Origin of the sequence: Mesorhizobium sp. M1329 (genome assembly GCF_040318035.1) — a bacterium.
In the GTDB taxonomy this organism is placed as follows: Bacteria; Pseudomonadota; Alphaproteobacteria; order Rhizobiales; family Rhizobiaceae; genus Mesorhizobium.
In genome coordinates, this window is sequence record NZ_JAMYLN010000022.1 from 67,658 (window position 1) to 80,087 (window position 12,430).

Sequence of the window (12,430 nt, forward strand, 5' to 3'; positions counted from 1 at the left end):
GGCTGAATTCCGGGCGGTGGGGTAACGCGGAGCGAAGAATTCCATGACCATCCCAGAGTTATCGTCATCTCCGTCCGTAGCTGCGGCCGAAGCGCTCGGCTTCGATCCAGCGATCCACCGTAAGCTGCTTGCCGGGCTTGAGTCCGGCCTGTTGCGCGACTTGCACATCGTTCTCGCTGCCCGCTCCGAGAAGGTCTTCCTGGAGCACTATGCCGAGGGCAGGGACGAAGAATGGGGGCGCCCGATCGGGCAGATCGCCTTTGACGCCGGTACGCTGCATGATCTGCGCTCGGTGACGAAGAGCATCGTCAGCCTGCTTTACGGCATTGCGCTCGACAAGGGACTGGTGCCGCCACCCGATGCGCCGCTCTTCGCCCTGTTTCCCGAGTACGCTGATCTCGCCGCCGATCCCGCGCGCGCGAAGATCACGATCGGCCATGCGCTGACGATGACGCTCGGTATGGAGTGGGACGAAAACCGTCCCTATAGCGATCCGCAGAACAGCGAGATCGCGATGGAGAACGCGCCCGATCGTTATCGCTTCATCCTTGAGCGGCCGATCATCGCCGACCCCGGGAGCCGCTGGATCTATTCCGGCGGCAGCGTCGCTGGTTGGCGCGATCATTGAAAGAGGCTGCGGTAAATCCCTGCCGGATTTCGCGCGCGCGGCGCTTTTCGCGCCACTTGGCATCGAGCGCTTCCACTGGTCGGCTGGTCGTGACGGCGTCGCCTCCGCAGCCTCCGGCCTCAGGCTGGCGGCTCCAGACCTTTTGAAGATCGGTCAGCTCCTTCTTCGCAAGGGCTTGTGCAATGGGGAGAGGATCGCGTCGGAAGGCTGGATCAACGCGTCATTCACAGCCGCGACCTCGACGCCGGACGGCCTTGGTTATGGCCGGTTGCGGTTCACCGGCGACGCGCCGGCGCCGGCATTCGCCGCCCCGAAACCATGGTATGGCGGTTTCGGCAATGGCGGACAGCGGCTATGGCTGATGCCTGAAACCGACATCGCGGCGGTGATCTATGCCGGCAAGTACAATGCCTGGGATGCCTGGGTGACGCCGACCCGCGTCTGGCGCGAGATCATCCTGGCCAATTTCCTGAACGCTTGATGATCTGTGCTGACGCCAAAGTCTTTCACGTCGCTTCGGCACCGATGCCGATGCCACGCCCGTCGGCCGACCAGGCGCCCGCACCAGCCATTGCCAGCGCCAGAAAACCGCCGGATATGGCGATGTCCTTCATCAACATCTGTGAATGCATGAAGGTCAGCGTCGGATCGTCGCCGCCCTGGCCATAATGACCGATGAAGCCCGCCGCGATGCAGAACGCGGCGAGCAACAACGCCACGATCGGCGTCTTGAAGCCGACGAGGATGAGCAGCCCGGCGATCAGCTCGAACAGGCCTGTCGCCCAAGCCACCAGCGTCGGCAGCGGCAGGCCGAGGCCGGCGAAATAGCCCGATGTACCGGCGATGTCGGCAAGCGCATGGAAGCCGGACGGCACGAACAGCGCGGCGAGCAGCAGCCGGGAAAGCAAGAGCAGCGTATTGCGAGGCATGGTCTCCTCCGATATCGGCGGTCGATCCTAGCAGAGTTCCAGCCGGCAGATATAAACCGACAACGAAAAAGGGGCGCGGAAAATTCCGCGCCCCTTTGTTCAGGAATGCTGGGCTGCTTCAGCCGCGCTTGGCATCGATCGAATACGAGCCTGGACCCGAGGAGGCGAGTACGAGGAAGCCGCCGGCAATGCCGAGGTTCTTCATGAAATTGATCATCTGCATCTGATCGGCCCAGCCGGTGTGGGCGACCAGTGCGGTGGCGACTGTGAAGATCGCCATCACCCAGCCGACGATCCGGGTCTGGAAGCCGACGAGGATGGCGAGGCCGCCAAGCAGTTCGATCAGGCCGACGACAATGGCGGTCACCATCGGCAGCGGCAGGCCGAGGCTGCCGAAATAGCCGGCCGTGCCGGCAATCGCCGTCAGCTTGCCGAAACCGGAAAGCAGGAAGATGACAGCAAGCAGGATGCGGCCGAGCAGGATCGTGCCCGAGGCGCCGGAGGCGGTGCCGGAACCGGCAAACGAAGTGTTGGTGGACGTGTTGGTGGACATGCGTAACTCTCCAGAAGGGTTTGGCCAAACGACTTGGGATAGCCGTCCAGTTAGCGCATGCCGACTGTTCACCAAAGACGTCAGATTGGTTACGGATTGTTCACTCAGGTAACGTTTTCGCGATCAACTCACCCTGGGTGCGTCATGTCCTCCGGCCGCACCAGCCGCTCATAATCGGCTTCGCTGACCAGCCCGGTAGCCAGCGCTTCCTCGCGCAGCGTCGTGCCGTTCTTGTGCGCCGCCTTGGCGATCTTGGCCGCGTTGTCATAGCCGATCGTCGGCGCCAGCGCCGTCACCAGCATCAGCGAACGGTCGAGTGCCGCCTTGATGTTGTCTTCGCGGGCCTCGATGCCGACGACGCAATTGTCGGTGAACGACACCGAAGCGTCGGCCAGCAGCTGTACCGATTGCAGGAAACAATAGGCCATCAGCGGATTGTAGACGTTGAGCTCGAAATGGCCTTGGCTGCCGGCGAAGCTGATCGCCGCATTGTTGCCGAACACCTGCACGCAAACCTGCGTCATGGCCTCGCATTGGGTCGGATTGACCTTGCCCGGCATGATCGAGGAGCCCGGTTCGTTTTCCGGCAGCGACAATTCGCCCAAGCCCGAACGCGGGCCCGAGCCGAGCAGGCGGATGTCGTTGGCGATCTTGAACAGCGCCGCCGCGCAGGCATTGATGGCGCCGTGCGAGAAGACCATGGAATCATGGGCGGCCAGCGCTTCGAATTTGTTCGGCGCGGTGACGAAATCGATGCCGGTGATCGCAGCGATGCGCGCCGCCACCTTTTCGGCAAAACCGACCGGTGCGTTGAGGCCGGTGCCGACCGCGGTGCCGCCCTGTGCCAATTCCTGCAGGCCGGGCAGGGTCATCTCGATGCGCTTGATCGACGAGGCGACCTGCGCCGCGTAGCCCGAGAATTCCTGGCCGAGCGTCAGCGGCGTCGCGTCCTGGGTGTGGGTGCGGCCGATCTTGACGATGTGGGCGAAAGCCCTGGTCTTGGCCTCGAGTGCCGCATGCAAATGTCTCAGCGCCGGCAGCAGGTCGTGGATGATGCGCTCGGCGCAGGCGATGTGCATGGCCGTCGGATATGTGTCGTTCGACGACTGGCTCATATTGACGTGGTCATTGGGATGCACCGGCTTCTTCGACCCCATGACGCCGCCCAAAAGCTCGATCGCGCGGTTGGAAATCACCTCATTGGCGTTCATGTTGGACTGGGTGCCTGAGCCGGTCTGCCAGACGACCAGCGGGAAATGCTCGTTGAGCTTGCCGTCGATGACCTCCTGGGAGGCCTCGATAATGGCCTTGCCGATCGCCGGATCGAGCCGCTTCAGCTCCATATTGGCTTCAGCGGCCGCCCGCTTGACGATGCCCAGCGCCCGCACGATCGATGCCGGCTGCTTTTCCCAGCCGATCTTGAAATTGGCCAGCGAACGCTGCGCCTGCGCACCCCAATAGCGGTCGGCGGCGACCTCGATGGGACCGAACGTATCGGTTTCGGTTCTGGTCTCTGGCGCGCTCACGAAGTCTCTCCGGTTTGCAATTTGCAAACGGCGTATCGCGTTGCACAAACGCCTTCAAGCGGAGATTGCGGGCGATGGAGATGCAAATCGGTTGAAGCAGCGCCTTTTCCTCCTCCCGCAAGGGGAGAAGGAAGAGCGCGCGCTCCTCACCCCGCCGTGTATCCTCCATCCACGGCGAAGATTCCGCCGCTGGTCCATGCCGCTTCGTCGCTGGCGAGATAGACCGCGATGCCGGCAAGGTCGCTGGTTCGTCCGATGCGGCCGAGCGGATAGCTGCGCTCGACATAGGCCTTGAGCTCGGCTTGCGCGGCTTCCGGCAGGTTTTCGATCGACCGGCGCCGCATCGCCGTGTCGACCGTGCCGGGCGCGATGGCGTTGACCCTTATGCCGCGCGGCCCGAGCTCGAAGGCGAGCGACCTGGTCAGCGAATTGAGCGCGCCCTTCGACAGCGAATAGAGGCTGGATGGCCGCTTCGGGATCATCTTGTGCGCGAAATAGGACGAGATGTTGATCACCGAAGCCGCGCCCGGCGCGAGATGCGGCAACAGCCGCTGGGTGAGGAAGAATACCGCCGTGACGTTGAGTGCGAAGGACTGCTGGAACTGGTCCTCGCTGACGGTTTCGAACGGCACCAGGAACGCCACGCCGGCATTGTTGACGAGGATATCGAGAGGTGGGCCGCGCCTGGTATGCTCGACCACGGCATCGATGCCGGCGCTGGCCGACAGATCGGCCGACAGCGTTTCGACGCCGTCCCCGAGCTGCTTGCGGGCGGCGTCGAGTTTTTTACCGTCGCGGCCGACGATCAGCACGTCCGCCCCTTCGCGCAAGAAAGCTTCGGCGATTGCCAGCCCGATCCCGTCCGAGCCGCCGGTGACCAGTGCCCGTTTGCCGCCCAGTCTCATCCAACACTCCCACGCATTGCCGTCTTGTCTGATAAGGAGAACAGCGCCATTGCCAATTGTGGTCAAGCCGCCGGCCTATCCTACAATATGAACTTTCGGCTGATGCGCCTGTCTATTCGGCAGCGGCTGCACCGCGCCGAACAGCCAGCCGCGTAGCGACGAAATCCTTGACCTGATGAATGGCCTGTTCACGCGTGACGCCGCCGGGCTGCAGGCCAAGCCGCAACCACAGCCCGTCGATCAGGGCGGTGACGCCGAAAGCGATCTCATCAGCATCGCGCGCTGGCGCCAGACCGCGCAGGCCGGACAGCAGGTTAGAGCGCATGCGCGCATGGATCACCTTCTGGATGCGGGCAAGCTTTTCGTCGCGCGGCACCTCCGCGCAAAGTGAAAGCCAGGCATGGCAGAGGGACGGCTGGAAAAGATGCGGCTCGAAATTGCCTTCGATGATGGCATCTATTCGTTGCATTGGCGTGCGCGCCTGTCTCAGCCGCTCGACCACCGCATGCCGCAGCACCAGGTTCGATTCTCGCATGGCGTGCTCGAACAGTTCCTGCTTGCTGTTGAAATAATGCAGCACGATGCCCTTCGACGCGCCGGCCTGCGCCGCCACCTTTTCTATGGTCGCGCCAGCTATGCCTTCGCGCTGAAGCACGGCAAAGGCGGCCTGCCGCAGCTCTTTGCGGCGTATGTCGCTGAGACGCTTGAGTTTCACGAGCCTGGATCCATGCATCGAGAACCGACGTTGACATTTTCGTCCGCTGAGATCAAGAATTGACCGGTGGGACAATTTAAAAACCGAATGGTCAACATCGTTGGTGAAATGAGGAGAACCGAAATGCTTCGTAGCCTTGGAATGGGCGCCTCGCTCTGCGTCCTGCTGGCTAGCCAGCCGGCCTTTGCGGCTGAACCCGAGCAATGCAAGGTCGTGCGCATGGCCGAGCCTGGATGGAACGACCTTGCCTTCACCACCGGCGTCACCAGCGTCTTGCTCGATGCGCTCGGCTACAAGCCGGCAAGCTCGCTTCTGGGCATCAACGTCATCTATGAATCCTTGAAGAACAATGATTTGGACGTATTCCTTGGCTATTGGGATCCGGCGATGATCACCTACTACGAGCCCTATAAGAAGGACGGCTCGGTAGACGATGTGCGCGTCAATCTCGTCGGCGCCAAATACACCTTTGCCGTGCCGACTTACGTCTGGGAGGCCGGCGTCAAGGATTTTGCCGACCTGCAAAAGTTCGCGGACAAGTTCGGCAGGAAGATGTACGGCATCGAGCCGGGCTCCAACCAGTTGATGATGGACGCCATCGCCGACAAGTCGCTGGGCCTCGATGGCTGGCAGGTCGTCGAATCGAGTGAAGCCGGTATGCTTTCCGAGGTCGGCTACGAGATCAAGGAAAAGCGCTTCATCGTCTTCCAGGGCTGGGCGCCGCATCCAATGAATACGATGTACGACTTCAAATATCTGAGCGGCGGCGACAAGTTCTACGGCCCGAACTTCGGCGCCGCGACGGTGACGACGCAGGTGCGCAAGGGCTATCTGCAGCAATGCCCGAATGTCGGGCAGTTGCTGAAGAACCTCGCCTTCGATATCGATTTCGAAAATCTCGGCATGGGCTATCTCATCAATGACGGCATGAAGCCGGAGGAAGCCGGCCTGAAGGCGGTCAAGGAGAATCCGGATAGGCTCGGCGCCTGGCTTGCCGATGTCACCACATTCGATGGCAAGCCCGCGCTCGACGCAGTCAAGCAGCAGCTCGGCCTGTGATATCGGCCGATCAGGCGGGCTGGAACCGCCGCAAGCGCAAGGTCGGTGCTGAAACGGCCTGCGTCGAAATCGCTGGGCAGGAGCCCGCGCTGGTGCTGGTGCACGGCTTCTCCGATACGAGCCGCAGCTTCTCATTGCTGGCGCCGCATCTCGCCGGGCGCCGGCTTGTCATTCCAGACCTGCGCGGGCATGGCGCCTCGCCGGCCGGCACGCGCGGCTTCGCCCCAGCGGATTTCGCGGAAGACGTGGCGGGTTTGATCGAGCGATTGCGGCTCGAGCGGCCGGTTCTGGTCGGGCATTCCCTGGGCAGCATGGTGGCGATCGAGGCAGCCGCGCACTACCCCGAGATGATCGGCGGCCTTGTGCTGATGGCCGGAACGCTACGGCCGCAGATCGGCGAGGACCACCCGATGACCATTGGTGTGCGGGCGCTTCGAGATCCAATATCGCCGGCCGATCCGTTCTATGACTATTGGCATGCCTGCGAGGCCGAGGTTCCAGCGGACTTCCTGACCATGGCTGCAGAGGAGGCGTCAGCCATGCCGGCGGCACTTTGGCGCGCAATCCTGGAGCAGGTTCGGCGCGTCGATCTGACCGACAAGGCGCGCATGCTGCGCCTGCCGGCGCTTGTCATTGCCGGCGGGCGCGACCTGCTCTTCGACGAAACGCACCAACAGCGGCTCCTCGAAGAAATCCCTAGCGCCGCGTTCGTAGGCGCGGTGCGCTGCGGACACAACCCGCACTGGGAGGATCCGGCATTGGTTGCGGCAGCCATTGCCCGATATTTCAAGGTCTGGAGTGAAGCCGACCTCGAAGCGACCGGCAATCCGGGGTGAGAGCAGTCATGAACCTTTCCGAATACGTGGCGCTGGATGCCGTCGCCCTGGCCGGGCATGTTCGCTCGGGCGAATTGTCCGCCGTCGAGGTCGTCGAGGCGGCTATCGAAGCGATCGAAAGCATCAATCCCGCCATCAATGCCGTGACGCTGATCGATGCGGACCGTGCGCTTTCCGTAACGGCAAGCTGCAACCGGCAGGCCGCACTCGCCGGCATTCCCTTCCTGGTCAAGGACACCGGCGTCAATGTACGGGAGTGGCCGACGACGCACTCCTCGCTCTACTTCAAGGATGCCGCGCCGAAGCCCGACAGCGAGATCGTCCGGCGCTGGCGGGCCGCCGGTCTGATCCTGCTGGGCAAGACAAACACGCCTGAATTTGCCAACGACTTCGTGACCGAACCCAGCTTTCGCGGCCCCACCTTGAACCCCTGGGATCCGTCGCTGACGGCGGGCGGCTCAAGCGGCGGAGCTGCTGCCGCGGTGGCAAGCGGCATGGTGTCGGTCGCCCACGGTTCCGACATTGGCGGCTCTATCCGGGTGCCGGCTGCCTGTTGCGGTGTGTTCGGCATGAAGCCGTCGCGCGGGCTCACGCCTGTCGGCCCGTGTCGAGGTCAGGTCGGTGCCGGGCTCTACGCCGAGAACGTCCTGTCCCGCACCGTTCGGGACAGCGCCGCCATGCTGGACATGACTGCCGGTCCAGAACAAGGAGCGCCTTACTCCGTGTCCAAATCGGTGCCGTCCTACCTGGATTGGCTGTCTTCCCCCGGCGAGCGTCTGCGCGTCGCGTGCCTGGCGCACCGGCCGGATGGCACGCCCGTCGCGTCCGAGATCGGGGCAAAATTCCAGGAGGCCATGATCCTCCTCGAGGACATGGGGCACGAGGTCATAGAGGCGCGTTTCCCGCGGGAAGCCAGCGCCGAAGCGGACTGGAGCATCTTCTGGATGTCGGAGGTCGCGCGGCTGGTTGACGAGCGCGCCGACGAGATCGGGCGGATGCCGGGGGCCGGCGAAATCGAAAGCCTGACTCGTCACGCGCTCGACTGTTTTCGGCGGTCTTCTGCCGCCGACTATCTGAGAGCGCAGGACCATGTGCACAGCGCTTCGCTGGCGATGGCGAGAGCCTTCGATGCGTTCGACCTGATCATGACGCCGACGACGGCCGACCTGCCGCCCCGGCTTGGCGCCATCCATGGCGATGGTGCTGTCTTCGATTACGAGGCTTGGGCGAGCCGGGCCTACGGCTTTGCGCCTTTCACCGAAATCTTCAACGTCACCGGGCAACCGGCCGCCAGCCTGCCGCTGTTCCAGTCGAAAGGCGGCCTGCCGATCGGCATCCAGCTCATCGGCCGCAAGAACGAGGATCACCGGCTGCTGCGCGTTTGCCTTGACCTGGAGCAGGCAACCGCATGGACCACGCGTTACCAGGTGATCCATGCCAGATATTTTCAGGCGTGAACCAGACAGGGCTTCGGCGCACATAGGTGGCTTCGACGGCGTTGGTCACGCCGGCGTTGGCTGTCCGAGCAGCGATCGCGCCGTCGGCGCCAGGCGCAGAACCTCCACGGGCCTGGCAAATTCCCGCTGCGCGGTCTGCTCGAATGCCTGCCACTCCGGGGAGGCAGTCAAGGCTGCCTCATGGCGGGCATGGGCTTCGGCGCTGGCGAAACCTGTGATGCTGATGAAGACGTTTTCGCCGGCCCGCACCGGCAACCGCGGAAAGCTGTTTTCGGCATGTTCGGTGACGAAGGCGGCAAGCGGCCGTGCGCCAAGTGCGGCGAGCACAGGAAGAGCCCCGGTCTGGAAATCCTTGGCAAAACGGGCTTCCAGGCCCGGTTGCAAATGATGAATCCTGATGACAACAATTGCCTGCAAATCGCTGCCTGCGCTCGGTTTTTCGAGGTCCGCCTGGGGTAATCGTTGCGATCCAGAGAGGTCCAGGCCGGCGCCTGGCCAGGCCGGCTTCAGCAGCAGCACGTCGTCGGATGAGATCATCGTGGCGTTCGCGGCGTCGCGCCAGGCAGCCCAGACCGGCCCGTCATAGAAGGCGGTCAGAGCGTTTTTTCGCGCTTCCATGCCGTCGAAGCCGCGCAGCCAGACGAACATGTCCGGCCGGTCGAGATCGCGGAACTGGCCGATGATCGTCATTCCCGCGGTTTCCTGGCCCTCGATCAGCTGATTGTCGAAGATGCCGATCAGCGTCTCGCGCCGGCCGGGTTTCAGCGTGTATTGCCTGAGTTCAACAACGGGCGAGGCGAGCAGATCGGATTTAGGCGCGGCGTTCAAAGGCAGGTTCATCGCTCGATCTCCAAAACAGGACAGTCATCCTGTTTTACAAAACAGACCGGTTGTCCTGTTTTGTCAATCTGCTATCGTGTGAAGATGTCAGCAGAGATAACAGCCCGCCCAAAGTCGCGGGCTCAAAAACGCACCAACGACCCCGAAGGCATGCGCAAAAAGGTGCTCGATGTCGCCGAGGAGGCGTTTCAGGCACGCGGGTATCAGGCCTCCAGCATGGGCGACCTGATGGCGACGGCGGGCGTCACCGGCGGCGCGCTGCACCATCATTTCGCGACCAAGAAGGCGCTGGCGCTTGCAGTGATCGAGGAGCGGGTCGCCGCCGCGGTGGAAGAGACGTGGATCGAGCCGGTGCGGATGGCCCCCTCAGCGCGCGAGGGCGTGCGCTCCGTGTTCGCGGCCGTCGCGGCGGAGCTGGAGCAGCAGGGTTTCGTGCGCGGCTGCCCGCTCAACAACCTGGCGCATGAACTGTCGCTTGCCGATCCGGATTTCCGTATTGCCCTTGCCGGCATCTTTTCGGGCTGGCGTCAGGCGATCGCCGACAAGATCAGCGCCGACCAGCAGGCGGGCCGGGAGCTGGGCACCGATCCGCAGCGCTTCGCAGCGCTCGCCGTCGCCAGCTATTCGGGCGCCATGTCTATGGCCAAAACCGCACAGGACGCAAGCGTGCTGCGCGACTGCCTGATGGCGTTGGAGCAGGGAGTTATGTCGTCCAAAACAGGAACGAGGCGACGTAACAGGATACTGCACAGAGCCCTTTGACGCCGGCAGGACGGTCGCTCACTATGACCGAGGCGGGGAGGCCGAGCTCTTAATTGGGCAGCGGCTTGATCAGCTGGTAGCCGACCACGCTTTCGGCGCTGGTGCCCTCGTCATAGCGCCTGGCCAGAACTGCCTGCAGGTCGGGTGCGTAAAGCGCGGTAAACTCGTCCCGCATCTCGCCGGCCTCGCTCCTGATGGTTTGCTTGACCGCGAGCACGGAGTATTTGCAATCACCCAGGCTGAACGTCTCCTTGCCCTTGACGTTGATCTCCAGCGTCTCGGTGCCCTTCGGCGACTTATTCGGCGCGAGGCGAGCAAACACGATCTTGCTCTTAGCCCCCGCCTTCAGCGGGAACACCTTCCTGAGATCGGAAAACGGGATCATCGCCAGCTGCCCCGTGCTGCTGTCGCGAAACACTTCGATCAGCCCGCCGAACAGGTACTGCGACTGCGGCGATTGCGACTGGTATTTGTTGGCCACGGCAACCATTCCGCCCGCCGCCGGACGAAATTCGCTGTGGATGCCAGGCCTTTCGAGAATGAAGCCGGCCTTGGCCGATTTGGCGTCGATGCACGCGGAGCCATGCGCTGCGCTCGTCGCCGCCAGAATGGCCATTGTCATGCCGATGGATGCAGTTTTCATGGCGTCCTCCTCTGCTCGCGCAAGTTGAATGCCGAAAGCAATGCCAGACCTGGGAGAACGTGTCGACATACTTTGCGAGCAACTGGACTGCCGGTCCGCGTCGTGCTGAATTTTAGCGCATGATGCATCGCATTCCCGCACGACCGGTTTCCCGGCGCAGCTTCCTGATGAAGGCAGCGGCCGTTGCCGCTGCCGGCGCCGTTTCGCGCCCGGCCTTCGGCCAGACCGGGCAGCGCATTCCGTCGATCGACGCCACCTTCCTGTTTATCGCTGATGTCCATGCCTGCCGCACGGCGAACGGATTGAGCCCGCACTGCGAGCAGGAGGGCAAGACCGACGCCGCCTTGCTGCGCAATGTCGCCGCCCTCAACAGCGTCGGCGACAGGCAATGGCCGGCTGAAATCGATGGCGTCGCCACCGGCCTGCGCTCGACGGGCAACATCGGCGCGCCGCTCGGCCTCGTCGTTGGCGGCGACATCACCGATGATGGCGGCGGCCAGATCACCCAGCCCAGCGAGGGCACGCAGCTGCTCCAGTTCAGCCAGCGCTACCAGCAAGGCGTCGGCCCCGACCGCGTGCACATGCCGGTCTATGTCGGCCTCGGCAATCACGACCTCGACCAGAACGGCCCGCGCTCGCATGTCGACTGGTACCGCCGCGAAATGCGCGACTACGTCGAGGTCAATCACCGCCCCGGCGTATTCTTCAAGCCACCCGCGCCGGCGACCGACTACGATGTCGGGACCGATTGCTATTCATGGGATTGGGGCGGTCTGCATCTTGTCCAGACGCACCGTTTTGCCGGCGATACCGGCCATGGCGCCGCCAGCAGCCTGCCCTGGCTGAAGCAGGATCTGGCGACCTATGCCGGCGACGGCCGCCCGGTCATCCTGTTCCAGCATTATGGCTGGGATACTTTTTCGATCGAAAGGTGGGACGCCGCCGAGAAAACCTTCGACGACAACGGCACGGGTCCACCGCACTGGTGGAGCGAAGCCGACAGGCAGGCGCTGCTGGCTGTGCTGAAGGGTTACAACGTCGTCGGCATCTTCCATGGCCACCAGCACGCGACGCCGATGATCTACCACCGTAACGGGCTGGATTTGTTCAAGCCGAAGGCCGCCTTCATGGGCGGCTTTGCGTTGGCGCGGGTGACGGGAAACAGCATGGATGTGGTGCTGGGCGAAGCCGCCGGAGATCATGGCGAGGTCACCTTCACCAATGCATACAGCAAAAGCCTGACTTTCTGACGGGCAGGCGAGGACGCAAAAAAGGCGGCGGAGCCGCCCTTTCCTGGTTTGCGAAGGGCTGGCGTCAAAGCGCCTTCTTCACCTTGTCCTTCACGTCGCCGTAAGCCTTCTGGATCTTGCCGGTGGCCTTGTCGACGTTGCCTTCGGCCTCGGTGCGCCTGTTGCCGGTGGCCTTGCCGGCGGTCTGCTTGACCGAGCCCTTGGCTTGCTTGGCAACGCCGGCAACTTGATCCTTGTTCACCATCTCGCATCTCCTGAACCGTTCGCCTGGAGAAACGGTCGCGGATCGCTTAGGTTCCGGGTTCGGCCGGTCGAGTTGGGCCGGCT

At 63.2% G+C, this 12,430-nt stretch carries 13 protein-coding genes and 1 pseudogene; 6 read left to right on the forward strand and 8 right to left on the reverse strand.

Annotated features, from left to right (window positions below; genetic code table 11):
- Positions 1-43 precede the first annotated feature (43 nt).
- Positions 44-1,109 (forward strand): annotated as a pseudogene (locus tag NKH21_RS21480) (serine hydrolase domain-containing protein).
- 25 nt (positions 1,110-1,134) lie between these two features.
- Here the strand turns inward: NKH21_RS21480 and NKH21_RS21485 are convergent.
- The 5 genes from NKH21_RS21485 to betI form a co-directional block, all read right to left on the reverse strand.
- Entirely contained in the window at positions 1,135-1,557 is a 423-nt protein-coding gene (locus NKH21_RS21485) for a DoxX family protein (RefSeq protein WP_352867405.1), read from the reverse strand.
- Between the two features lie 118 nt (positions 1,558-1,675).
- Positions 1,676-2,110: a DoxX family protein gene (locus NKH21_RS21490; RefSeq protein WP_352663318.1), complete on the reverse strand. Its 435-nt coding sequence runs from the start codon at positions 2,108-2,110 to the stop codon at positions 1,676-1,678.
- A 128-nt stretch (positions 2,111-2,238) separates the two neighbouring features.
- Positions 2,239-3,636, reverse strand: coding sequence for a class II fumarate hydratase (gene fumC / locus NKH21_RS21495; RefSeq protein ID WP_352867408.1), 1,398 nt, complete (start codon positions 3,634-3,636; stop codon positions 2,239-2,241).
- Between the two features lie 146 nt (positions 3,637-3,782).
- Positions 3,783-4,541 (reverse strand): SDR family NAD(P)-dependent oxidoreductase, encoded by a 759-nt coding sequence (locus NKH21_RS21500; RefSeq protein ID WP_352867411.1) that lies wholly within the window; start codon positions 4,539-4,541, stop codon positions 3,783-3,785.
- 112 nt (positions 4,542-4,653) lie between these two features.
- On the reverse strand, positions 4,654-5,256 hold the full coding sequence (gene betI / locus NKH21_RS21505; RefSeq protein WP_352867413.1) for a choline-binding transcriptional repressor BetI: 603 nt from the start codon (positions 5,254-5,256) through the stop codon (positions 4,654-4,656).
- A gap of 123 nt (positions 5,257-5,379) precedes the next feature.
- Between betI and choX the strand changes: the two genes are divergently transcribed.
- The 3 genes from choX to NKH21_RS21520 are packed head-to-tail and all read left to right on the forward strand — an operon-like array spanning position 5,380 to position 8,608.
- A complete protein-coding gene (choX, locus tag NKH21_RS21510; RefSeq protein ID WP_352867416.1) occupies positions 5,380-6,315 on the forward strand; it encodes a choline ABC transporter substrate-binding protein in 936 nt (311 codons plus the stop codon).
- On the forward strand, positions 6,312-7,151 hold the full coding sequence (locus tag NKH21_RS21515; protein WP_352867419.1) for an alpha/beta fold hydrolase: 840 nt from the start codon (positions 6,312-6,314) through the stop codon (positions 7,149-7,151). The genes choX and NKH21_RS21515 overlap by 4 nt, the downstream gene beginning before the upstream one ends.
- An 8-nt stretch (positions 7,152-7,159) precedes the next feature.
- The gene (locus tag NKH21_RS21520; protein WP_352867422.1) at positions 7,160-8,608 is read left to right on the forward strand and encodes an amidase; all 1,449 of its coding nucleotides are present in this window, start codon (positions 7,160-7,162) and stop codon (positions 8,606-8,608) included.
- Between the two features lie 45 nt (positions 8,609-8,653).
- Here the strand turns inward: NKH21_RS21520 and NKH21_RS21525 are convergent, their stop codons facing one another.
- The gene (locus tag NKH21_RS21525) at positions 8,654-9,448 is read right to left on the reverse strand and encodes an NIPSNAP family protein (protein ID WP_352867424.1); all 795 of its coding nucleotides are present in this window, start codon (positions 9,446-9,448) and stop codon (positions 8,654-8,656) included.
- 150 nt (positions 9,449-9,598) lie between these two features.
- Here NKH21_RS21525 and NKH21_RS21530 point away from each other — a divergent pair, with 150 nt between their 5' ends.
- Positions 9,599-10,210, forward strand: coding sequence for an LmrA/YxaF family transcription factor (locus NKH21_RS21530; protein ID WP_352867426.1), 612 nt, complete (start codon positions 9,599-9,601; stop codon positions 10,208-10,210).
- Positions 10,211-10,259: 49 nt separating this feature from the next.
- Here NKH21_RS21530 and NKH21_RS21535 read toward each other — a convergent pair whose 3' ends face one another.
- The gene (locus NKH21_RS21535) at positions 10,260-10,853 is read right to left on the reverse strand and encodes a hypothetical protein (RefSeq protein ID WP_352867428.1); all 594 of its coding nucleotides are present in this window, start codon (positions 10,851-10,853) and stop codon (positions 10,260-10,262) included.
- A gap of 119 nt (positions 10,854-10,972) precedes the next feature.
- Here NKH21_RS21535 and NKH21_RS21540 point away from each other — a divergent pair, with 119 nt between their 5' ends.
- Positions 10,973-12,103: a metallophosphoesterase gene (locus tag NKH21_RS21540; protein WP_352867430.1), complete on the forward strand. Its 1,131-nt coding sequence runs from the start codon at positions 10,973-10,975 to the stop codon at positions 12,101-12,103.
- A 64-nt stretch (positions 12,104-12,167) separates the two neighbouring features.
- Here NKH21_RS21540 and NKH21_RS21545 read toward each other — a convergent pair whose 3' ends face one another.
- Complete coding sequence (locus NKH21_RS21545) at positions 12,168-12,347, reverse strand: CsbD family protein (protein WP_352867433.1); 180 nt, start codon at positions 12,345-12,347, stop codon at positions 12,168-12,170.
- Positions 12,348-12,430: the final 83 nt, after the last annotated feature.